Origin of the sequence: Novosphingobium sp. CF614, from assembly GCF_900113255.1 — a bacterium.
In the GTDB taxonomy this organism is placed as follows: Bacteria; Pseudomonadota; Alphaproteobacteria; order Sphingomonadales; family Sphingomonadaceae; genus Novosphingobium.
The window spans coordinates 15,376-37,019 of the sequence record NZ_FOOR01000009.1 but is presented as its reverse complement, the minus strand read 5'-3'; the positions used below and the strand labels follow the sequence as shown (position 1 = coordinate 37,019).

Genomic DNA, 21,644 nt, shown 5'->3' with positions numbered 1-21,644 from the left:
GCAGGAGGAAGACGTCAGAATGGCCAGTATCGAAAAGCTGCCGATGCTCGCGGAAGGCTATGAGAGGCTTACCGCCGATCTCAAGGCGCTGCGCGAGGAGCGGCCGCGCATCGTCGACGCGATCGAGGAAGCCCGCGCCCACGGCGACTTGTCCGAGAACGCGGAATACCACGCGGCCAAGGAACGCCAGGGGCAGGTGGAAGCGACCATCGCCGACCTCGAGGACAAGATCAGCCGCGCCCAGATCATCGATCCGGCCAGCCTTTCGGGCGACAAGGTGATCTTCGGCGCCACCGTGACGCTGCTCGACGATGATGAAAAGCCGGTGCGCTACCAGATCGTCGGGCCTTACGAGGCCGACGCCAAGGTCGGTCGCATCAGCTACAACTCGCCGCTCGGCAAGGCGCTGATCGGCCGCAGGGTGGATGACGAGATCGAAGTGACGGTGCCCTCGGGCGACAAGTTCTACCTCGTCCGCAACATCGAATTCATTTGAAACCATTCGCGCTTCGTCATCCCGGGGCAAACCCGGGATGACGAGTCGATCGAACGTCGGATTTTCGTCGGCCATGGCTCGCCCCCCGGAAGGGGCGGGGACGAGGGATCGGAACCGGTATCAGTCTTCGACCTCGTTCAGTTCCACGTCGATGCCGTAAGCCCAGGCATCGCCATTTTGCGGCCGCCCGGTGATGACGTTGGGGATGGCCGACATTCGCGGCCGTATCTCCGCTGGCGCCGCAGATGGAAATTCGTTGTATTTCCATTGTCCGTCCCAGAACAGCGTCGCCGTGCGTTTGCCGTCCAGGACGAAGACCTTGGCGGACGGCGCCAGCTTCTGGACCGTGGTTTTCAGCCAGTCGATGTCCTTCGGGTCCGAACCTTTGTCGAAATTGGTCGGAACGGACGTGGCGCTCGCTATCGCCGCGGGCGTGATCCCGACCCAGTCCGGCAAGACGTTGTTGAGCATCCGCGTCAAGGTCACAACGACATAGCTCTTGTCCCGGCACAATGACGGATAGTGATACAGACCGCCCCGCCGAGAACCCTTGCCGACAGCCGCGACCCCCAGGCAATTATACAATGTGGTCGTACACATTCCGATGCGCGGACCGCCTGTCACCGCCACGCCCTGTTCAACTTCGTAATAATGATCCACGGCCGGTCTCCTGCCCACGCTTGGCGAGCAGTAGCATGCCGCCTGCCATACTCAACGTCGCAACTCCGCCCAGGCCCATGCAGATTTCGAAATGCATCATGCGTCGGTCGCGACCGCTTTCCCCAAACCCGGAAGGGGACGGGTGCGACGCGAGGTCCCGGTGTCCAGGAAAGAGCCGTTTATGCACTTTTACCTTGACATTAGAAACCAATTTGGTTATAAGCTCAGTCAAGCCCGATGGCCCCGTCGGCGGTGCGGGCCTGGCAGAAGCAAGGAACCGAAATGCGATCCAGACCCGCTCGCCCCGAACTTGCCGAAGCATATCGGGCTCTGATCGCGGGGTGTGTGCGGATTTTGAGCACGATGTGGTCAGCGAGAGGGGGGCTTGGCGCGGCACTTTTCCCTTTCAACCTGGGCCAGGGCGGCGGCCCTTGCTCCTTCAGCCCTTGGGAAGCTCCGGTTCGAGCAGGCGGTGCAAATGGACGATCACGTATTTCATTTCCGCGTCGTCGACCGTGCGCTGGGCCGAAGCGCGCCAGGCTTCTTCCGCCGAGGCGAAATCTGGATAGACGCCGACGAGGTCCATCGCCTTGAGATCGACGAATTCGAGGCTGCGCGGGTCCTTGACCCGGCCGCCCATGACGAGATGGAGCTTCTGCATGGAAGAAGGCCGCTTTCCTGAGTGGGAGAAGCGGCCCCTATAATTTTAGCGAGGGCGCGGGGCAAGAGCCGATCGCAGCCTTGTCCAGGTGTTGAAAATCATTAGCAATAATACCAAATCTCTTGAAGCGAGACTCATTCCCCCGCTCGTTATTGCGAGGCGGCGAAGCCGCCGAAGCAATCCAGGGCAGTACAAAACCGCCCTGGCCGGCACTCTGGGCCGACACTCTGGATTGCCACACCGCCTAACGGCGGCTCGCGATGACGAAAGCAAGGAAAACAAGAGTTCCGATCAATGAACTGGGGTAAAAGGCGCCGATCAAGGCATCAGGCGATGTTTGAGATCACTCGCCGCGGCCATGATCTTGTGCGATCGCCCCGATGCGGCATCACCGGCTTTCGTCGCCTCGGCAGCGGCGGCATCGCCCAGCCTGCCCGCCCGCTTCGCCGTCGAACGGCCCAGCGCGCTGGCGGCGGCGATTGCGGCCATTCCGTACTTCTCGAGCCTGGCGGCGGTCAGGTCGGCGGCCTTTTCACCGCTGTCGGCCAGTTTCGACGCCTGCTTGCGCGCGCTCCGGCCCAGCGCATGGGTTTTCTTTTCCGCTTGTCCGCCCAGCATCATGGTGGTGGCACCGGCCAGTTCGGCAAAGTGGAACGCCTTTCGCAGGATTCCCCGGCTCGTCCTGCGGGGGATCGCGGCGCTGACGGCCAGGCCGGCGGCGATGGCGCCGGTCATGGTCAGGACCGGATGCTTCTTGACGAATGCCACGACTTTTTCAGAGGGGCGCCGGGGGATGACGGCCGGCAGGGGAACGACGTTGCTGGCCTGCTTGGCGCTCGTGTCGGGCTTGGTCGTGCCGGGCTTGGTCGTGCTGGGCTTGGTGGGATCAGTTTTGGTCACTGTCCGGCTCCTTGGTCTGGTCCATCGGTCTTGTCCATCGCGGGCCCGAGCATTCGCTCGATCCGGGCGATGATCGGATTTCGCAGTATCCAAAGCATCAGCGCGGCGATGGTTCCGCCGACCACGCCGCCGACTGCGCCGGGATGTGCAACGGCCACGGCCACGGCTTCGTCGAACGCCTCCTTTGCCTGTTCCATCGCTTCGTCGGCGATGCGGCCGGCGACGCCGCGCTCCTCGATATCGGCCTTGAGGGCGCCGTAATGCTCGTCGAAGGCGGCGCGGGCGGCGTCGCGCGCGGCACGGTCGGCCAGGACGCGGTCGGCCAGGGTTGGGGTTGCCAGCTTGCCCATCACGCGCCCCGGTCGTTGGAAAGGAGGGCGATCATCCGCTTGAGTCGCGACCTGGCCGAAAGCGCGCAGGCGCCGGCCAGCAGCAGCAGTCCCAGCGTGACGCAGGCCATCGCGCCCCAGGGCCCCAGCACCGGGCCCAGCGCGATCACCGTGCCCGTCACCAGCGCCATCAGCGCGAAGAACACGAACATGGCCGCCACCAGCAGCAGCAGGGAAATGGTCTTGCTCTCCGCCCCGGCATAGGCCGCACGGGATTTCTGGAACGCGAATTCGGCCTGGGCCAGCGCCTTCGCCTCATCGGCGAGCAGGCGCAGGTCGTCCGCGAACGAAAGCCCCTCGACCGGATCGGCGAGGGGCGTCAGATCGTGGGCGGCCGGATCGTTCTGGGCCGGATCGTTCTGGGCCGGATCGTTCTGGGCCGGATCGTTCTGGGATTGCTGCATCGTCTTGGTGAAAGGGCCGGCGCGATCCTATTTGCTTTTCTTGAACATGCGGCCGACCAGGAAACCGGCCGCGACCGCCATGCCGACCGCGAGGCCGGGGCTCTTGCGCACGAATTCCTTGGCGTCCGCGCCCAGGTCATCCAGCGATTTCTCGTCGAGCCTGGCGGCGGCGTCCTGCATGGACTTCGCGGCGGAGCGGGCATAGTCGCCGTACTTGGCGCCGGCCTTCTCGTCGATCAGGCCGGCATTGTCGTCGATGATCTTCGACAGGCCGACGATCGCCTGGCTGGTGCGCGCCTTGCCCTCGTTGGCGTATTCGGCGGCCTTGACCTTGACTTCGCCGGCGAAGGCGCCCGCCTTCTCCTTGGCTTCGCCGGACTTGGACTTGGCCTCTCCCGACCATTCGTCCTTGGTCTGGGTGAATTTTTCGCGGCATTCATCGGCCAGCGCCTGCGCCGCGGCCTTGGCTTCCTCCATGGCCTTGGTGAAGTGATTCTTGGCGTTTTCCGTGCCGTTTCCAGTGGGGTCGACCATGACGGTTTCCTTCCTTTCGAGCCCTGCGCTTGGGGTGCCTCCCGTATAGGCTCCATGTAGGCCCCCATATAGGCCCCATATAGGCAATGTGCGGACAGAGTAACACAACTTGCATGATAATAATGCTGCAACGCAACTTGTCAGGCGAAGTTCCCCTGCTTAGAGCGCCGCGAAGGCGCCTGTCGGCGTCACCAGAGGAGGACCCGCACCAATGACCGCCATCATCGACATCCACGGCCGTGAAATTCTGGACAGCCGGGGCAATCCCACCGTCGAAGTGGACGTGCTGCTGGAAGATGGCAGTTTCGGTCGGGCAGCGGTTCCCTCCGGCGCGTCGACCGGCGCGCACGAGGCGGTGGAGCTGCGCGATGGCGACCAGGGCCGCTATCTCGGCAAGGGCGTGCTGAAGGCGGTGGACGCGGTCAACACCGAAATCGCCGAGGCGCTGGTCGGCCTCGATGCCGAGGATCAGCGTGATCTCGACCTGGCGATGATCGCGCTCGACGGCACCGAGAACAAGGGCCGGCTGGGCGCCAACGCCATTCTCGGCACCAGCCTTGCCGCCGCCAAGGCCGCCGCCAACGCGCGCGGGCTGCCGCTCTATTCCTATGTCGGCGGCGTTTCCGCCCATGTCCTGCCGGTGCCGATGATGAACATCATCAACGGCGGCGAGCATGCCGACAATCCGATCGACTTCCAGGAGTTCATGATTATGCCGGTCGGCGCGGGTTCGCTGGCCGAGGCCGTGCGCTGGGGCGCCGAAGTGTTCCACACCCTCAAGAAGGGCCTGCATGAGAAGGGCCTCGCCACCGCCGTCGGCGACGAGGGCGGCTTCGCGCCGAACCTTGCCGGCACCCGCGACGCGCTCGACTTCATCATGGCCTCGATCGAGAAGGCCGGCTTCAAGCCGGGCACCGACATCAAGCTGGCGCTCGACTGCGCGTCCACCGAATTCTTCAAGGCCGGCAAGTACGAGATCAGCGGCGAGGGCCTCTCGCTCGATCCCGCCGCCTTCGCCGATTACCTCGCCGACTTGTGCGACGCCTATCCGATCATCTCGATCGAGGACGGCATGAGCGAGGACGATTTCGAGGGCTGGAAGGCGCTGACCGACAAGATCGGCCACAAGGTCCAGCTGGTCGGCGACGATCTGTTCGTCACCAATCCCAAGCGCCTGACCATGGGCATCGAGAAGGGACTGGCCAATTCGCTGCTGGTCAAGGTCAACCAGATCGGCTCGCTCACCGAAACGCTGGAAGCGGTCTCGATCGCCAACCGCAACGGCTATACCGCGGTCATGTCGCACCGTTCGGGCGAGACCGAGGACGCGACGATCGCCGATCTCGCCGTGGCCACCAACTGCGGCCAGATCAAGACCGGCTCGCTCGCCCGTTCGGACCGGCTCGCCAAGTACAACCAGCTCATCCGCATCGAGGAAGAGCTGGGCAAGGCCGCGCGCTATGCCGGCATCGGCGCGTTCGGCCGGCTGGGGGCCTGACACGACCCTCGCCTTGAAGGCTTGCCCCCTGCACGGGGGGCAAGATTGGGCTGGCCAAGGGAAAGCCGGCCGATTACTTCAGGCCCGATGGAACGCAAGATCGGTACGGTCATGGCGCAGGTTTCGCGGCTGATGCGGCGCGCCTTCGATCAGCGGGCGCGCGCGATCGGCGTGACGCGGCCGCAATGGCAAGTGCTGAGCGTCCTGTGCAACCAGGAAGGCATCCGCCAGGGCGGCCTGGCGGATATCCTGGAGGTCGAACCGATCACGGCGGGCCGCATGATCGACCGCATGCAGGACGCCGGCCTCGTCGAGCGGCGCGGCGATCCGGCCGACCGGCGGGCCTGGCGATTGTTCCTGACCCAGCGCGGAGAGCAGCTGGTGGACCAGCTCCGACCGCTTGCGGAGGAAACCTCCGGTTGCGCGCTCGAGGGCGTATCCGAACAGGACAAGCTCCTGCTGCTGGAGATTCTCGAGAAGATAAGGCTCAATCTCACGCGAAAACCCGTCGCCGCGCCCGCCGTGGGGGATCGTGCGGCCGGAGAGCCATGACCCGCAGCTAGTCGGATTTCGAACGCAGCGCCGTCCTGGCCCGGCTCAGCGCGCGCCAGGCCAGCGCCTTGCCGAGGTTGCGCGCGGGAAAGGGGCGGGGGCTGCGGGGCGTCAGCCCGAACTTCCGCAGTGCCCGGTTGAAGGCGCGGGCATCGGCCTCGGCATAGCTCCAGCGCGATCGCCAGGTGATGGACAGCGAGATCGAGGGATCGGGGCCGACGCGCACCCAGTGCGGGGACTTGACCGGCACATGGATCGCCTCGCCCGGGCCGATCGCGAAGGCGGTGCCGCGTTCGGCGAAAGGCTCGCGCCATTGCAGGTTGCGATGATGCTCGCCCATGTGGAACGCCTCGTGCACGCCGGGCGGGCTGATCGCCTCGTCATCGGCGGGAAAGATCGTCATGGTCTTGGTGCCGGTGAGCTGAAGCAGGATGTTGTGTTCCGGATCGAAGTGAAACGGCGTCACCGCATCGGGTGACGAGATGAAGATGAAGCCTTCGCGGCGCATCATCTCCCCGGTGCGCGGCGTGACCACTTCGGCGAGTTCGCCAAGGATCCGCTCAAGCAAGGCGGCATAGGCGCCGGACTGCTCGATGCGCTTGAGAACCACCCACGATCCGCTCTCGCGGATGTTGCGGATCGTCTCGACGACGCCGAGGCCGCTTGCCGGGATATCCTCGGGGGCGATCCCGATCGGCAGGGCGCCGGGATTGTATTCGATGCTGTCCGCCGGCAGCACGGCGGCCAGTTCGGCGAGCGCGCCGAGCGTCAGCAGCGGTTCGCCGGCCAGGGCGTGCGCCAGCTTGCAGGATCGGCAAGGGTAAGCCTCGGCCAAAACAGCCTTTGCCGAATCCCGAAATACGCGGCGGTCCATGGCGCGGTCCTTCCTCTTCGAGGACCGCCCTTACCTGGCACCGGTTAACTTCCGGTTGGAGCCTCGGAGCGGGGCGGACCATTGCCTTGGCCCCGGCCGGCGATCGTAATATCGCCGTTAACCTTTCGGCGGGCGCGTGTTTCGTCGCATCCAATGAATTCGGCAAGGATGTGGGTGAGGATGACAGTGTTTGTCTGAATTGGGGTACTTGTTTATTCTGATATATCGGGACAGAGTAGACGATTGAAATACGGCAACGGGTCTTCAAATCGGTTTGACTTGCCGCATTGTCCGCTTGCGTTCTTTACGGGAGGTAGGGGTTTGCACGGGGGCGATTTCGCGCGACTTGGCGGCGGGGCCCGGAAATGCTGATCCGGATGGAAATCGCGGGCGATCGGCTGAGCCGCCATGCGCTCTTCGCCAACGGCACGCAGGTGAACGATACCGTCGCCGATCCCGATCCATCCGTCTTCGACAATGCCGGCAGCGCCTTTGCCGGCGCATTGCAGGCAAGGACCAGCGGCAACGAACTCTATGGCTGGCTGTTCGGCCCGCAGGACGCGCCCACGGCGTTTCGGGCCGCGGCCGACACCGAGCGCATCTATCTCCACTTCGACAAGTCCAGCGCCGCCGACGATGCGGCCCGCCTGCGCCTGTCACGGCTGGCGGGCCTGCCCTGGGAACTGCTCTATTCGCACGGCGGCAACTATCTGGCCCGCTCTCGCGGGGTTTTCCGGGTCCGTTCGGTAAAGCCCGCCGTGGCCGCCGGACCCCAGGCCCCACCCTGGCCGCTGCGCCTGGTGGCCGCGTCCGGGGCCGCCGGCGACAACGAAGACCTTGGCATGCCCGAGGAGTTGCAGGCCCTTCGCGAACTGTTCGTGCCCTGGGGCCGCAGCATCAACCTGGAAGTGATCGACACTGCCACCAATGCCGGGCTGTCTCGCGCGATTGCCGAGGATTGCCCGGCCATCCTGCACTTCTGCGGCCACGCGAACCACATCCCCGGCCTGGAGCCGCGCTTGCAGACCGCCTCCGCCGACGGCGTCGGCACCGATGCCTTCTCCGTCGACGAGATCGGCGCGCTGGGGAAGCCGCCGTTCCACCTCGTCGTCCTCAACGCCTGCAAGTCGACCGTGGCCGGCCAGCAGGCGCCCGACGCGATCTGGCAGCAATCGCTGGCCGAAGTGTTCCTGAGCAACGACAGCAAGGCGGTGATCGCCATGCAGGAGGATATCCGGGGCGAGGTGGCCCGCGCCTTCATCGTCGGCCTCTATCGCAATTGCCTTGAAGGCAGGATGCTGGAGGAGGCGGTCACGGCGGCGCGTTCCGCCATCAACCCGGCCGATCCGTCCTGGGCCATGCCGGTGCTGACGCTGGCCGAGATGCCGGAGGCGGCCGGCTATCCGGTGTTCAATCCCGCCCAGGTGGCGCAAAGCCGCGTGCCCTTCGATGCCGAAGGCGGGCACTCGCCCCGGTTCACCGCCAATTTCCAGGCGCAGCGCCGGGCCCTGACGAACTGGGTCGCGGACCCGAGCCGCAAGGCTTCGCCCAAGGGACCGCTGGCGCTGCTGCTGGGCGAGGCCCGCAGCGGGAAATCGCACATCCTGAAATGGGCGATGTCGAGCGTCGCCTATCTGCGGTATCAGATCCGGTACATCGATTTCGCCTCGTTCGGGCAGGGCGGCTGCTCGCTGGTGGACCTGCTGCGGGCCATTCGCGACGGCAGCCCGGCCCGCCTGGCGAACGGCGCGGTGGACTGCGTGCCGCAGCTGCGGATTCCGTTCGAGCCGGCCGGAGCGTTCGATGCCTTCAACGCCGAGCTGAACGCGCTGCTCGGCGGCGATGCTTCCGCCGCTTCGCCGGCGGCCGGACCGGTGGCGGACCTCCATCTTCCGGCCCATGCGGACCAGCTTCCGCTGGTCGCCGGCCAGACCTTCAATGAACATGTCGCCGGACTGTTCCAGGCCGCGCTGCGCCAGGCCGCCGCGCAGCGGCCGGTCTTCATCGCGCTCGACATCGGCGGCAGCGCGAACCGTTTCGAGGATACCGAATTCCGGCCCTTCCTTTCGCAAATCGTGATTCCGGAAATCCAGCGCTGGCACCAGAATCCCACGCTCGATCCGCCGATCCGCTTCGCCTTGTCCTGCCGGCGCGAAGAATGGGGCGGATTGCTGGCGCGCCTGGGCGAATGGATGCGCAACGAGGCGCCGCCGGACTACACGCCGGGAACGATCGAATTCTCCAGCCTGCCGCCGGGCGGGGATCTCATCCAGTACGCCACCGAAATGTACTGGTATCGCGAGAAAGAGCATATCGAGATGCTGGCGAAGCTGATCGTGGCGGGCAGCAAGCAGGCCGACAAGGGCATCGGCCTGTGCGAGACGATCACCGAAACGCTGAAGGCACCCGGCTTCAAGGCGGCCTGGGACGAGATCAACGATCCGGTCCGGGGCGTGGGCTTCATGCGATGAGCACCGGCTCGGAAATGGCCGAGGCGCTCGATCGCCTCAAGGCATTGCTGGAGGAATCGCAGGGTAACGTGGCGCTGGCGACCTCGCGCCTGGCCGATGCCCAGTCGGGCGATACCAGCTTCGCGTTCGGCAACCACCTGGCCGGCGTGCGCTGGATCGACGAGGCGCTGTATGAGGCAAAGTTCGCCGCGCTGCCATCGGCGCCGCCGTTCCGCGAGCTGGTGGGCCCGGAGCGTCCCTGGTTCCTGCCCGATCGCCTGGTCGCGCACGGCGCCGGCCGGTTCGGCTGGGCCGGCGATGCCGCGTTCGAGCGGGATCTCGACTGGGCCCGGTCGGACCCGGCGGCGCACCAGGCCTGGCACCTGGAGCTGGAGCGCTATTTCGCCGGCATCGCCAATCCGCTCGACCAGATCTACCACGCGCATCTGGCCGGGGCAGGCAACGTGGCCGAACTGTTTCGCGCGGCGTTCGGCGAAGCGGCGGCGCGGATGGACATTCCCCAGCTCAATGCCATCCTGCAAGCCGTGCGGCGCCCTCCGCCGGCCACCAATACGCCGCTCTTTACGGCGGTGCGGGAGGCGGAGGCTTTTTTCGCGGGACGATCGCTGTTCCGCAGGGACTACCAGTTGACCGCCCGTTTCTTCGAGCGCGAGGTGGCGTTCCGGTCCTTCGGTGCCGTCCTTGCCGCCGATCAGCGATGGATCTGGCATCTCCATGCGAGCGGCGGGGTGGGCAAGACCACGTTCCTGCGCTGGCTGATTTCGCGCCACTTGCTGGAAACATCCAACAGCGCGATCTGCGCGCGGATCGATTTCGACGATTACCGGCTGGACAGCCTGGTAGAATACCCATTGCGCGCGATGGCCGATATCCTGCGGCAGATAGACCGCCAGCTGCCCGACACCGGCTTGCAGATGATCGTCAGCGATCTGGACGGCATTTCCAGCGAGCCGGGATGGAACGAAGTCCTGCTCGACGGGGTGCTTTCCCGGCTCGACAGCATCAGGATCGAGCGCGCGATCGTCGTGGTGCTCGATACGCTGGAGGACGCGACGCGTACCCAGGCGGCCTGGCTCCGCCGGCTGGTCCAGCAGATCGCGCGGTTGCGCACCGGGATGCCCCGGCTCAAGCTGATCCTGTCGGGCCGATATGACTTCACCGCCGGCCTGCCCGAAGAGCTGCGCGACGCCGTTACCGTGCATGAACTCGATCGCTTCTCCCCGGCCGAGGCGGAGGCCTATCTCGAGCGTATCGAGGGCATTGCCTCGCCCGACCTGCGCCGGGCCATGCTGGAACGCGTCGCCGTCGAGGAGGTGGCGGGGCCTGACGGCACGGCGCGGTTCAATCCCTTCAAGCTCTCGCTGCTTGGCCAGATCATCCGCAACGATCCGGGCATGGACGTGGAGCGGGTCCTGCGCATGGAAAGCGTCGACCTTGCCTACCTTATCGAGCGGGTCATCCTGCGTATCCAGGACCAGTCGCTGCGCTGGCTGATCCGCTATGCGGTGGTGGCGCGCCAGCTCGATCGCGGTTTCCTGGAGAATGTCCTGCTGCCGGAACTGCGCGAGGTTCTTGCCGGCGGGGCCGGCTACGACCAGGTCGATCGCGACGCGCTGGGAACCTACAAGGGCGAGGATATCTGGCGCCGCGATCCGGAGGCGGCGAAGGGGCTCGATGCCGAGGCGCTGCTGGATCGGCTGCGCGGCTATGCCAGCGATCGCGGCTGGATTTCGGTGGACAGCGGCGGCGCGGTGGTGCGCCTCCATCCCGAAGTGGTGGAGCCGACGCGCAAGCTGCTCGCGCACCAGCGGGTCTACGTCCGGCTCCACGAACGCGCCATCGCTTACGCCAGGGGATTGGCGAAGGACCGCGATCAGTGGGCCGCCGCGCAGGCGCTGCTGGTCTTTCACCATTATCAGCTGGACTCGCGGAAGGGCCTCGAAACCTGGCAGGCCGCGATGGAGGAGGCGTGCAAGTTCGGCTGCGAGGCGCTGATCGCCGTCGCCCGCGAGATCCAGGCCAAGGAATACGATGGGTGCGATCCGGCCCTGGTGGCGGATTCGCATATCATCATCGCGCGGGCGATGGTGGAACAGGCCATCCTCATGCGGGGAGAGGACCATGCGCTGCGCGCGGGAATCGCCAACCATGTCGAGCATGCGCTGGAGCTTGCCGTCGGCCGGGTCGATCCGGCCTATGTCGCGCTGGCCGATGTGATGATGGACAGGAGCGGTCTGAACCCGCCGTCCGGCATCGGCACCCTGGCTCCCGAGGCGCCGGTCTACCTGAAGCTGGCGACGGCGTGGCGCCAGAGCCTGGTGCATGACTGGGCCGCCTGGCACGAGGCCATGGAGCAGATCGCATCGGCGCGCGGCATGAAGCGCCGCACGACGCTGCTCACGCTGGACGGCGTCGATCTGGCGTTCTGGATGAACGACATCGCCAGGGAGGCGCAAAGCCTTGACCGGGCCCGGTCCGCCTTGCTCTCGATCGGCAAGGCCGGCGGCAAGCGCAGGACCGGCGCAAGGGCCCTGCGCCGCGCCGCCAATGCCCTTGATGTCGCGAAGGAGGCGGAGGATCTCGAGCGGGCCTGGGGCAGCCTGCGCGCGGTGGGCAAGGTCGACGCGGGCCGGCTCGACGGCTTTCAACTGCGCGAAGCCGCCAATGCCTTGCTGGCTCACGATCCGCGCGGCGCCGCGCTCATCCTCGACAAATTCAAGCGCCCGCTCGCCGATCCCCGCGATGACGAGATGCTGCTGATGCTGCTGCTCGACCGCGCGCTGGTCGCCCAGGATCTGGACGCGGCGGCGGCCGCGGTGATGGCGCTGTGGGACGCGCCCGAGATCGGCGCCGGCACGCGCATCGATGCTTATGCCAAGGCGGGCTTCGCGGCGGCGCTCGCGGGCAATTTCACCTGGTCGGAAGATCTCTTCCGCCACGCCGACCGGCTGATTGAATCCACCGACAACGCGGCTTCCTCGGGAAAAGTCCTGGATTGCCTGCTGCTGCGCGCCCGGGCCGCCTTGCGCGGGATGCGCAATCCCGGCCTCGCCCAGCGGCTGCTGGATACGGGAACGATGTCGCGGGGGCGCCGGATCGAGCCTGATTACGAAGTGCAGATGGTGGCGCTGCGAAACTGGGCCGGCCTGCTGCGCGGGGGTGAAATGGCGGAAGCGATGGTCCTGCACCTGGATCCGCTCGCCGTCAGGCAGGTCCTGCGCTCTTCGCTCTGGATGCTGGCCGTCACCAGCTTCGGCCTGGCCGAGGGGCGCCTCGACCATCTGTTCAGGGAGGTGCTGAACGATACCCTGCCGGCACCCGAAGCGTTCTACAAGGCGCTGGAGCCGGCCGCCGATCGCGCGGCGCCGTTCCCGGCGGGCGCGGTCGACAGGGAAGCGCTGCTGAAGCGCCTGCCCGCCATCGATCGCCGCTCGCCGACCGCCCTGCTCGAGCGGGCGCGCCAGGCCGACCTGCTGCGCCTGGCCGGCATGACCGACAAGGCCCGGACGCTGGTGGCGAAGCCGCTCGACGCGGACGTGGAGCCGGCCATGCTCGTCTGCGCGATCGAATACGAGCGTTGTCGCGGCAGGCTTGGGTTCGAAATGCGGTTCGAACTGTTGGCCGATCGGCCTCCTGGGAAGTTCGTCTCGGCCGCCGCCGAAGGTCTCACCGCCGTTGCGGCGGTGCTCCAGGGGGAGGAACGCGCCGCGCGGGGAGATTGGGCTGGGGCCTTGCGCGCCATGGACCGGGCGGGCCTGTATTTTTCCCGGAACAGCGAGCCGAGCGGGTGGAGCGAGCGCATTGTCGAGATCCAGGATCTCGCGGCGAAACGGATGGGCCTGCCAGTCGGCCTTCGCGACGGCGCCGCGCCGCTGGCGCCGAGCGGCGTCGGCCTGGCGCCTTTCGCCGATGCCTCCGATGAGGAACCGGAGGAGAGCGGGGCACCGGATGCGGATACCGAAGGGGAGGCATGGATCGAACAGGATCTCAGCGCGTCGATCCTGGAGTCCCGGGAACAGTTGATGGCGCCGGCCGCCTATGTTCGGCAGATCGGCGAATGGATCCAGGAATGGCTGAAGAACCCGGCGGCAATCCGCAAGGAACTGGCCGATATGGCCTGGCTCGATACGGTTCCGCGCGGGGCCAGGGTGAAGCTCAATGTCCCGCGGAAACTCGAAGGCACGCTGGCGAGCGCGCTGCCCTGGGAACTGAGCACCGCGCTGGACGATGCCGGGGTGATCCGCCGGGCGCCGCGCCGCGAAGGCGTGCGGCGATATTCGCCGTCGGCCCATGGTCCGCCCGAACGTGGCCGCGTGCTGCTGCCGCGCCGGCGATCGCGGTTCGAGGCCAATACGTCTTCGTTCGGCCTGGTGGACAGGCTGGCCGACATCTATTTTCGCCGTTGTCCCGGGGATGTCCTGCAGATCGGCGAGTTGCTGGAAGACGATATCGTCCGCCTCGCGCGCGATTTCGCCCATTTACGGATCGACGTGGTCCACCTGCTCGCGACCATGCAGGAGGCCAAGGGCGGCTTCGCGCTCGATTTCTCGTTCGGTGATCGGGCTTTCGTGAAATCGTCGTTCGGTGGCGGATCCGATCCGGTGCTGGGCCGGCACCTGGAGGCCATGCTGCATTCGCTCGGCTCGCGTCCGCTGGTCGTCCTGGAGATCGTCAGCGCCGGGCACGATATCGCCGACGCGGAAATGCTGGTGCAGCGCAATGCCTTCGCCGAAGCGCTCTACGATCCCAACCTGATGCGGGGGCTGATCGCCACTGGCCTTTCGCCGATGCAGGACGGTGAAAGGAACTGGTCGAGCCTGGTCGACGCGCTGGTAAGCGGCGCGAGCGTGGCCGACGTGTTCGAGGCGACGCGCTCGATTCCGTTCGATCCCGAAGGCCCGCCCGGGCAGTTCTACTGGCCGCGCGCCTCGGCGCTGTGGTGCCCCGATCCCGACGCCATGGCGCTGACGCCTTCATGAGCGGCCCGGCCCCGTTCGCGATCCGCCTGGACCAGGCCCGTGCCAGCAGCGCGGCCTTGCGTGCAGAGCTTGACGCGTGGTGCGGCCGCGCACGGGACGAGGAAACCTGGAAGCGCTACCGCAGCCAGCTCGAGCGCCTGGGGCGCACCATCGGCGGCCTGCTCGGCAAGGCGGACGAGGGCGCGCAAGACCTCGGCGAGGATGCGGCGGGCTGGCGCGCGCTTGACACCTTCGAGCGCGCGCTGCTCGCTGCGAACGGCATCTGGTCCTACTTTCGAAGCAAGTACATGTTCCGCGATCATCCCTCGCTCGGCCAGATGCTGCGCCTGGCGGACGATTTCGCCTGGGACTGCTACCGGCCGGTGCAGAAGGCCTGCGCGCCGCAGGCCCCGCGCGAACCGCCGCTGGTCTATTTCAGCGAGATGTGGAGCCCGTTCGCCATGGCCCGCGACCGCAGCTTCGCCAACGAACTCCACTTCGCCGAAAGCGGCACCGCGCGCGTCCTGGAGGACGAGGCCTTCGAGCAGATGCTGGCGCGGTTGCCACTGCCGCTCGTCTCGCTGCCCTGGCTCTATGCCAGCAGCCCGCCGGGACTGCTGGTGGTCGCCCACGAAGTCGGCCACATCGTCGCGGCCGACTTCGGGTTCGACGGCGCGCTGCGGGCGGCGATCGACGCGGCGACCTGGCAGCAGGGGGCGGCGCTGTGGCAGGGATGGCGCGAGGAAGTCTTCGCCGACCTGTTCGGCGTGGCGGCGGCCGCGGACGGCTTCGTCGGCGGCCTGGCGACGCTGCTGGCCATCGCGCCCGACCGTCTCGCTGCCGAAACCCGGGTCGGCGGGCGCTACCCGCCGCGCGGCCTGCGCATGGAGATCGCACTCGGCGCGCTCGCCCGGCGGAACAGCCCGCGCGCCGATGAGCTGCGCCAGCGCTGGAACGCGGCCTATCCCGACCAGGGCGACTTCACCGCATTCGCGTCCGACGCCGCGCGTATGATTGATCTGGTGTTCGGTCTCGCCTGCGGTCAGGCGAAGCTTGGGGCGCTGTTCACGATCAACGAAGTCAACGTCACCGCCCTGCTGGGCAGGGCTGTGCAGGGCGCCGGGCTTACCAATCCGAACTTCGATGCCATCGCCGCCCTGGTCCTGGCCCAGCGCCTGGGCGATGGCCGGATCGGCGGCGTCCCGGTTGAAAAGACCATGACCGCGATCCGCAAGTTCGTCGACACCCGGCCGACCGGCTATCGCGGCAGCTCGCCGGCGGCAAGCGAACCCCGGCAGGCCGACCTCGAGTTGGGCCAGGCGCTGTGGCTGGAACTGGCGCAGCCCGCCGATTGACCGATGTCTGCGCCAGTTCCGGCCGACCACCGACCGGCGGAAGTCGTCCCGGCGAACACCGGGAAGACGAGTCAATCAACCGCCACTGGCGCAACCCGCGGCGCGCGCTCTACTTCGGCGCTTCCACCATCAGCACCACGCCATCGTGCCCGGCCACCCGCAGCCGCGTGCCAACCACCGCGTCGGCGCCCTTGGCGAGCCATTCGCTGTCGCCCAGCTTGACCCGGCCTTGCCCGCCCTCGATCGCCTGGGTCACGACCACCATCTCGCCCACCACGCGGGCGCCGCGGTCGTTCATCTTGGGATCGGCGCTTACCACCGGATGCGCGGCGATATAGCGGCGGCCGGTGAAGACGGCGATGATCGAAAGCACGGCGAAGAGCACCACTTGCAGCGGCACGCCGATCGGCACCACCCAAGCGACGACACCGGTCATCAGGGCCGCGCCCGCCATCCAGATCAGGAAAACGCCGGGAATCGCCATTTCGGCGACCGCCAGCACCAACCCGATCGCCAGCCAGGCGTAGTGCGGATCAAGGTTTTCGAGGGTTTCCATCGCCGTCCCCGTTCATGAAATTCCGGCCTAACGGCCCCCGCTGGGCGGAACCGTGGAGGGGCGGCGCGGCGGCGCGGCGGGTGATGAGGGGCCGGACAGCGCCTCCTTCGCCAGTTCGCCGATGCCGCCCAGGGTGCCGATCAACTGCGTCGCCTCGACCGGGAACAGGATGGTCTTGGCATTGGGCGAAGTCGCGAAGGCGGCCACCGCCTCGGTGTACTTCTGCGCGATGAAGTAGTTGATCGCCTGGCTGCCCGACTGGGCGATCGCGTCGCTCACCAGTTGGGTGGCCTTGGCTTCGGCGGCGGCCGCGCGCTCGCGCGCCTCGGCATCGCGGAACGCGGCCTCGCGGCGGCCCTCGGCCTGGAGGATCTGGCCTTGCTTCTCACCCTCGGCGCGCAGGATTTCCGAGGCGCGCATGCCCTCGGCCTCCAGGATTTGCGCGCGCTTCTCGCGCTCGGCCTTCATCTGGCGGGCCATGGCGTTGGAGATATCGGCCGGCGGGCGAATATCCTTGATCTCGATACGGGTGATCTTGACGCCCCAGGGCGAGGTCGCATGGTCGATCACCGAAAGCAGCTTGGCATTGATCTCGTCGCGCTTCGACAGTGTTTCGTCGAGGTCCATCGAGCCCATTACCGTGCGCAAGTTGGTGGTGGTGAGCGCCATGATCGACATGTAGAGGTTGTGCACCTCATAGGCGGCCTTGCCCGCGTCGAGCACCTGGAAGAACACCACCGCGTCGACGCCGACCATGGCGTTGTCCTTGGTGATGATTTCCTGGCCCGGAATGTCGAGCACCTGCTCCATCATGTTGACCTTCTGGCCGACCCGGTCGACGAAGGGGATGATGATGTGCAGGCCCGGCTGCGCCGCCAGCGTATACTTGCCCAGCCGTTCGATGGTGTAGACGTAGCCCTGCCGGACCACCCGCACGCCCATCATCAGGAATACCACCACGACGACGATCAACGCTAGCAGCGTGCTTCCGATACCACCCATGGCGAACAAGCCTTCCTTGCCGGTTGTCGGCGGAGTCTAACGCCCGGCGTGCGCCCGGCAAGTAAAACCGGACGAGGGGAGGGGGCTGCACATATGCGACGGCGCTGCCAAAACCCCTTCAATTATCGGCCAAGGGGGCTAAAGCGCGTTCCATGCCGAATCCGCACGATCCCGCCTTGCTGTCCAAGGCCGAAACCCTCGTCGACGCACTGCCGTACATGCAGCGCTATGCCGGGTGTACTTTCGTGGTGAAGTATGGCGGCCACGCCATGGGCGATCCTGACCTGGCGCACGATTTCGCGCAGGACATAGTGCTGCTGAAAGCTGTCGGCATCAACCCGGTGGTGGTCCATGGCGGCGGGCCGCAGATCGGCGCGATGCTCAAGAAGGTGGGGGTCGAAAGCCAGTTCGTGGACGGCCTGCGCGTTACCGACAAGGCTACCGCCGAAGTGGCCGAGATGGTCCTTTCAGGCGCGATCAACAAGGAAATCGTGGGCTGGATCGCCAGGGCCGGTGGCAAGGCCATGGGCGTGTCCGGCAAGGATGGCGGCATGGTCACCGCGCGCAAGGTGGAACGCACCCGCAAGGACCCGGGCAGCCTGATCGAACAGATCGTCGACCTGGGCTTCGTCGGCGAACCGGAAACGATCGACACGCGCGTGATCGAAACGATCTCGGCGGCCGGCATGATCCCGGTGATCGCGCCGATCGCGCCGGGCGTGGACGGCGAGACGTACAACATCAACGCCGATACCATGGCGGGCGCCATCGCCGCCGCGCTGGGTGCGGCGCGGCTGTTCCTGCTGACCGACGTTGCCGGCGTGCTCGACAAGCAGGGCGAACTGCTGACCGATCTCAGGCCGGCCGACATCACCGCCTTGCAGCGGGACGGCACGATCTCCGGCGGGATGATCCCCAAGCTGGAAACGTGCATCCACGCGGTCGAAGCCGGGTGTGAGGCCGCAGTCGTGCTTGACGGACGGGTATCGCATGCCATGTTGCTGGAAATATTCACACAGGAAGGCGCCGGCACGTTGATCCGCGCGGGCTAGGCGTCCATGTGAGGGGGACCCTCGGGCTGAAAGGTATCTCGAACCACATGCGCACCAATGCCGCAATCAAGGCCATGTTCGCTGCAGCGCTTCCAGGCACCGTTCTGCTGCTTGCCGCGTGCGACCGGAATCCGCCGGTTCCGGAAATGACCTCGGAAGCGAGCGGGGAGGCGACCGACGCGGCTGAGCCAGAAGTAATGCCCTCGGTGGATGCCTCGGCCGCCGCGAACGCCGGGATAGCCGCCAAGCTTGACATGGACGCGCTGACCGAGCGTCGCGATCCGGAACGGCTGCTGCGCTACTACACCAATGCCATTCGCGTCGGCGACTGGGTCGATGCCGCCAAGGCCTGGAGCCTCGATGCGCAGATGACGCCGGAAAAGTTGCAGGTCGAATTCGGCGGCCAGGCCAGCCCGAAGATCGCGGTGGGCAAGGGCGATACCGAGGGTGCGGCGGGCTCGCTCTACTACGAGGCACCGATAGTGGTCGATTTCGCCGACGGGCGGCTCTCGAAGCGCGGCACCATCGTTCTCCGCCGCGTGAACGATGTGCCCGGCGCCAGCGAGGAACAGCTCAACTGGCGGATCGAGCGGACTTCCACGCTGACGCAATAGGTTTTCATCGGCTGCCATGGGCTTGCCGCAGAACGCGGTCTTGTCCGGGCAGCGCATGCTCGGCTATCAGCGCGAGATATTTCCCACCCGAAGAAAGGTCAGACACCCCATGCTTGGCGGCCTGTTCAACGCACTCATATACCTCATGCAAGTGCTTCAGACGGTCATCCTCGTCTGGTTCATCCTTTCGTTGCTGATAAGCTTCAACGTGGTCAACCTGCACAATCAGTTCGTGGCCGCGATCTGGCGAGGTCTCAACGCTATTCTCGATCCGATCCTCAATCCCATCCGCCGGATCATGCCGAACACCGGCGGTATCGATTTCTCTCCGATGGTGCTGATTATCGGCTTGATGGTGATCGTGAAATTCATGGAGCCGCTGGTCTATCGCTATGGATAAACGGATCGACGGCAAGGCTTTCGCCGAAGGCCTGCGCGCGCGCGTCGCGTCCATCGCGGCGGATTTCGAGGGCAGGGCAGGGCGCCAGGCCGGCCTTGCGGTCGTGCTGGTCGGGGAAGACCCGGCCAGCCAGGTCTATGTGCGCAACAAGGGCAAGCAGACCCTAGCCTGCGGCATGGCCAGCTTCGAGCACAAGCTGCCCGCGGAGACGCCCGAGGCCGACCTGCTGGCGCTCGTCGAGCAGCTCAACGTGGACCCGGCGGTCGACGGCATTCTCGTCCAGTTGCCGCTGCCCGCGCATGTGAACGAGAGCAAGGTGATCGCGGCGATCAACCCGGACAAGGACGTGGACGGCTTCCACGTCGTCAACGCGGGTCGGCTCGCCACCGGCCTGCCGGGCTTCGTGCCCTGCACGCCGCTGGGCTGCGTGATGCTGCTCAAGGACCGGTTCGGTTCGCTCGCGGGTCTTGATGCGGTGGTGATCGGCCGCTCCAACATCGTCGGCAAGCCGATGGCGCAGTTGCTCATCGCCGAAAGCTGCACCGTCACCGTCGCCCACAGCCGCACCAGGGACCTGCCCGAGGTGGTGCGGCGCGCCGATATCGTCGTCGCCGCGGTCGGCCGGCCGGAGATGGTCAAGGGCGACTGGCTGAAGCCCGGCGCGACGGTGATCGACGTCGGCATCAACCGCGTTCCCGCCGGGGAAGGCAAGACCAGACTGGTCGGCGATGTCGATTTCGCGTCGGCCGCGCCGGTGGCCGGGGCGATAACGCCGGTGCCGGGCGGCGTCGGGCCGATGACCATCGCCGTCCTGCTGCGCAACACCATTGTCGCAGCGCATCGCAACGCCGGGATCGCATTGGACGAGAGCGGGCTGTGAGGCCGCCCGGGCCCGTCCTGGCGCTGGCGGCTTTCGCGGCGGTGCTGGCGGCGCCGGCCAACGCCGAGCGTCCCCACCGCAGGCCGGGCGCAGGCACCGCCAATCCCAGCGCGCTCGTCGCGGCCGAGATCGCCTTTGCCCGCGCCGCGCGAGAGAAGGGACAATGGACCGCCTTCCGCGACTTTGCCGACAACGAGGCGGTGATGTTCGTGCCGGAGCCGGTCATGGCGAAGGACTGGCTCAAGGGCCGTAAGGATCCTCCCGCGCCGGTCCAGTGGCAGCCCTACCAAGTCTGGATCAGCTGCGACGGCACGCTGGGCGTGACCAAAGGCGCCTGGCAGCGTCCGGACGGTTCGGTCGGCTATTTCACGACGATCTGGCGCCAGCAGAAGAAGGGCGACTATCGCTGGGTGCTCGATCAGGGAGACATCCTGACCCATCCCCTCGATCAGCCGGACATGCTTTCGGCCGCGGTCGCCGATTGCCCCGCGCCTCGGGATGGCCCGCCTCGTGACGGTCCACCCCCTGAGAAACCACGGGTTCCCCGTGAAGAACGCCGCCAGGCCGGCATGGATGGAAGCGGGCAGTCCGACGACGGGACACTGGCATTTTCGTACCATGTCGGTGCCGGCAATGCCCGCACGCTTTCGATTTCGCTGCGCAAGGGCGATGCGATGGTCGAAGTGCTGTCGCTGTCCGTGGCCGCCGAGCCTGCGGGCTGAACCATGCTCGACTTGTTCCTCAGCGCCTTCGTCACGCTCTTCGTGGTGATCGACCCGCCCGGCTGCGCCCCGATCTACGCCGGTCTTTCGGCAGGGGCCGGCCGGCGGCAAGCGGTTGTCATGGCCGCGCGCGCCTGCGCGATCGCCGCCCTGATCCTCGTGCTCTTCGCCTTGTTCGGAAAGCAACTGCTCGGCGCGCTCCACATCGAGCTCGACTCCTTCCGGATCGCCGGGGGCGTGATGCTGTTCATGATCGCGGTCGACATGGTCTTCGAAAAACGCACCCAGCGACGCGAGGAACGTGCCGAGAAGATCCGCGCGCAGCATGCCGAAACGCCGGAGGTGGAGGATGTCTCGATCTTCCCGATGGCCATGCCGATGCTCGCCGGCCCGGGTTCGATCGCGACGATGATGCTGCTTGCCTCCCGCTCGCACGGGAGCCAGCAGACGCTGGTGATCCTGGCGGCGATGGCGGCGGTCATGGTCCTGGCCTTCGCCGCCCTCGCCGCCGCCGGCCCGCTGATGCGCGTGTTGGGCGACAAGGTGGAGGCAGTCATCACCCGCCTGCTCGGCGTGCTGCTGGCCGCGCTGGCGGCGCAATATGTGATCGACGGCGTGAAGGCCTCGCTGCTGGCGTGATTGCCGTCCCGGGGACTGGAAGCAGGC

The 21,644-nt window shown here is 66.6% G+C and carries 21 protein-coding genes; 12 read left to right on the top strand and 9 right to left on the bottom strand.

The genetic code is table 11. The features are described 5' to 3' along the window. The first annotated feature begins 19 nt into the window (after positions 1 to 19). Positions 20 to 496, top strand: a complete 477-nt coding sequence (greA, locus tag BM052_RS11765) for a transcription elongation factor GreA (RefSeq protein WP_091147026.1) — start codon at positions 20 to 22, stop codon at positions 494 to 496. A gap of 120 nt (positions 497 to 616) precedes the next feature. Here the strand turns inward: greA and BM052_RS11760 are convergent, their stop codons facing one another. From BM052_RS11760 to BM052_RS11735, 6 genes are all read right to left on the bottom strand, one after another. Beyond that, positions 617 to 1,156, bottom strand: coding sequence for a hypothetical protein (locus BM052_RS11760; RefSeq protein WP_143084818.1), 540 nt, complete (start codon positions 1,154 to 1,156; stop codon positions 617 to 619). Between the two features lie 439 nt (positions 1,157 to 1,595). After that, on the bottom strand, positions 1,596 to 1,817 hold the full coding sequence (locus BM052_RS11755; RefSeq protein WP_091147021.1) for a DUF4170 domain-containing protein: 222 nt from the start codon (positions 1,815 to 1,817) through the stop codon (positions 1,596 to 1,598). Between the two features lie 318 nt (positions 1,818 to 2,135). Beyond that, positions 2,136 to 2,717, bottom strand: coding sequence for a hypothetical protein (locus tag BM052_RS11750; protein ID WP_091147019.1), 582 nt, complete (start codon positions 2,715 to 2,717; stop codon positions 2,136 to 2,138). Next, positions 2,714 to 3,067 (bottom strand): hypothetical protein, encoded by a 354-nt coding sequence (locus BM052_RS11745; RefSeq protein ID WP_091147017.1) that lies wholly within the window; start codon positions 3,065 to 3,067, stop codon positions 2,714 to 2,716. The genes BM052_RS11750 and BM052_RS11745 overlap by 4 nt, the downstream gene beginning before the upstream one ends. After that, positions 3,067 to 3,510, bottom strand: coding sequence for a phage holin family protein (locus BM052_RS11740; protein WP_091147015.1), 444 nt, complete (start codon positions 3,508 to 3,510; stop codon positions 3,067 to 3,069). Before BM052_RS11740 ends, BM052_RS11745 begins: the two co-directional genes overlap by 1 nt. Before the next feature lie 27 nt (positions 3,511 to 3,537). Continuing rightward, positions 3,538 to 4,044 carry a hypothetical protein gene (locus tag BM052_RS11735; RefSeq protein WP_091147012.1) on the bottom strand — a complete coding sequence of 169 codons (507 nt, stop codon included), beginning with the start codon at positions 4,042 to 4,044 and terminating at the stop codon, positions 3,538 to 3,540. Positions 4,045 to 4,255: 211 nt separating this feature from the next. Here BM052_RS11735 and eno point away from each other — a divergent pair, with 211 nt between their 5' ends. Both eno and BM052_RS11725 read left to right on the top strand, forming a co-directional pair. Continuing rightward, a complete protein-coding gene (gene eno / locus BM052_RS11730) occupies positions 4,256 to 5,542 on the top strand; it encodes a phosphopyruvate hydratase (protein ID WP_091147010.1) in 1,287 nt (428 codons plus the stop codon). 87 nt (positions 5,543 to 5,629) lie between these two features. Beyond that, positions 5,630 to 6,094 carry a MarR family winged helix-turn-helix transcriptional regulator gene (locus BM052_RS11725; RefSeq protein ID WP_091147008.1) on the top strand — a complete coding sequence of 155 codons (465 nt, stop codon included), beginning with the start codon at positions 5,630 to 5,632 and terminating at the stop codon, positions 6,092 to 6,094. Between the two features lie 7 nt (positions 6,095 to 6,101). Here BM052_RS11725 and BM052_RS11720 read toward each other — a convergent pair whose 3' ends face one another. Continuing rightward, entirely contained in the window at positions 6,102 to 6,968 is an 867-nt protein-coding gene (locus BM052_RS11720) for a transcriptional regulator (RefSeq protein ID WP_091147006.1), read from the bottom strand. A 365-nt stretch (positions 6,969 to 7,333) separates the two neighbouring features. Between BM052_RS11720 and BM052_RS11715 the strand changes: the two genes are divergently transcribed. Genes BM052_RS11715 through BM052_RS11705 form a run of 3 tightly spaced genes read left to right on the top strand, consistent with a single transcriptional unit; the run spans position 7,334 to position 15,752 of the window. After that, on the top strand, positions 7,334 to 9,439 hold the full coding sequence (locus tag BM052_RS11715; protein WP_091147005.1) for a CHAT domain-containing protein: 2,106 nt from the start codon (positions 7,334 to 7,336) through the stop codon (positions 9,437 to 9,439). After that, positions 9,436 to 14,418 (top strand): P-loop domain-containing protein, encoded by a 4,983-nt coding sequence (locus BM052_RS11710; protein ID WP_091147002.1) that lies wholly within the window; start codon positions 9,436 to 9,438, stop codon positions 14,416 to 14,418. The genes BM052_RS11715 and BM052_RS11710 overlap by 4 nt, the downstream gene beginning before the upstream one ends. Further along, entirely contained in the window at positions 14,415 to 15,752 is a 1,338-nt protein-coding gene (locus BM052_RS11705; protein WP_091146969.1) for a hypothetical protein, read from the top strand. The genes BM052_RS11710 and BM052_RS11705 overlap by 4 nt, the downstream gene beginning before the upstream one ends. A 109-nt stretch (positions 15,753 to 15,861) precedes the next feature. Here BM052_RS11705 and BM052_RS11700 read toward each other — a convergent pair whose 3' ends face one another. Together BM052_RS11700 and BM052_RS11695 are read right to left on the bottom strand one after the other, a co-directional pair. Continuing rightward, positions 15,862 to 16,308 carry an NfeD family protein gene (locus tag BM052_RS11700; RefSeq protein ID WP_091146966.1) on the bottom strand — a complete coding sequence of 149 codons (447 nt, stop codon included), beginning with the start codon at positions 16,306 to 16,308 and terminating at the stop codon, positions 15,862 to 15,864. Positions 16,309 to 16,335: 27 nt separating this feature from the next. Continuing rightward, positions 16,336 to 17,310: an SPFH domain-containing protein gene (locus tag BM052_RS11695; RefSeq protein ID WP_091146964.1), complete on the bottom strand. Its 975-nt coding sequence runs from the start codon at positions 17,308 to 17,310 to the stop codon at positions 16,336 to 16,338. Positions 17,311 to 17,462: 152 nt separating this feature from the next. On the opposite strand from BM052_RS11695, the gene argB reads away from it, so the two are divergent. From argB to BM052_RS11665, 6 genes are all read left to right on the top strand, one after another. Next, entirely contained in the window at positions 17,463 to 18,362 is a 900-nt protein-coding gene (gene argB / locus BM052_RS11690; protein WP_091146961.1) for an acetylglutamate kinase, read from the top strand. Positions 18,363 to 18,370: 8 nt separating this feature from the next. After that, on the top strand, positions 18,371 to 18,976 hold the full coding sequence (locus BM052_RS11685) for a hypothetical protein (protein WP_255406096.1): 606 nt from the start codon (positions 18,371 to 18,373) through the stop codon (positions 18,974 to 18,976). 109 nt (positions 18,977 to 19,085) lie between these two features. After that, positions 19,086 to 19,376: a YggT family protein gene (locus BM052_RS11680; protein ID WP_091147232.1), complete on the top strand. Its 291-nt coding sequence runs from the start codon at positions 19,086 to 19,088 to the stop codon at positions 19,374 to 19,376. Further along, positions 19,369 to 20,256: a bifunctional methylenetetrahydrofolate dehydrogenase/methenyltetrahydrofolate cyclohydrolase FolD gene (folD, locus tag BM052_RS11675; RefSeq protein WP_091146957.1), complete on the top strand. Its 888-nt coding sequence runs from the start codon at positions 19,369 to 19,371 to the stop codon at positions 20,254 to 20,256. The genes BM052_RS11680 and folD overlap by 8 nt, the downstream gene beginning before the upstream one ends. Continuing rightward, positions 20,253 to 20,978 carry a hypothetical protein gene (locus BM052_RS11670; RefSeq protein WP_091146954.1) on the top strand — a complete coding sequence of 242 codons (726 nt, stop codon included), beginning with the start codon at positions 20,253 to 20,255 and terminating at the stop codon, positions 20,976 to 20,978. Before folD ends, BM052_RS11670 begins: the two co-directional genes overlap by 4 nt. A 3-nt stretch (positions 20,979 to 20,981) precedes the next feature. Then, positions 20,982 to 21,617: a MarC family protein gene (locus BM052_RS11665; RefSeq protein WP_091146951.1), complete on the top strand. Its 636-nt coding sequence runs from the start codon at positions 20,982 to 20,984 to the stop codon at positions 21,615 to 21,617. Positions 21,618 to 21,644: the final 27 nt, after the last annotated feature.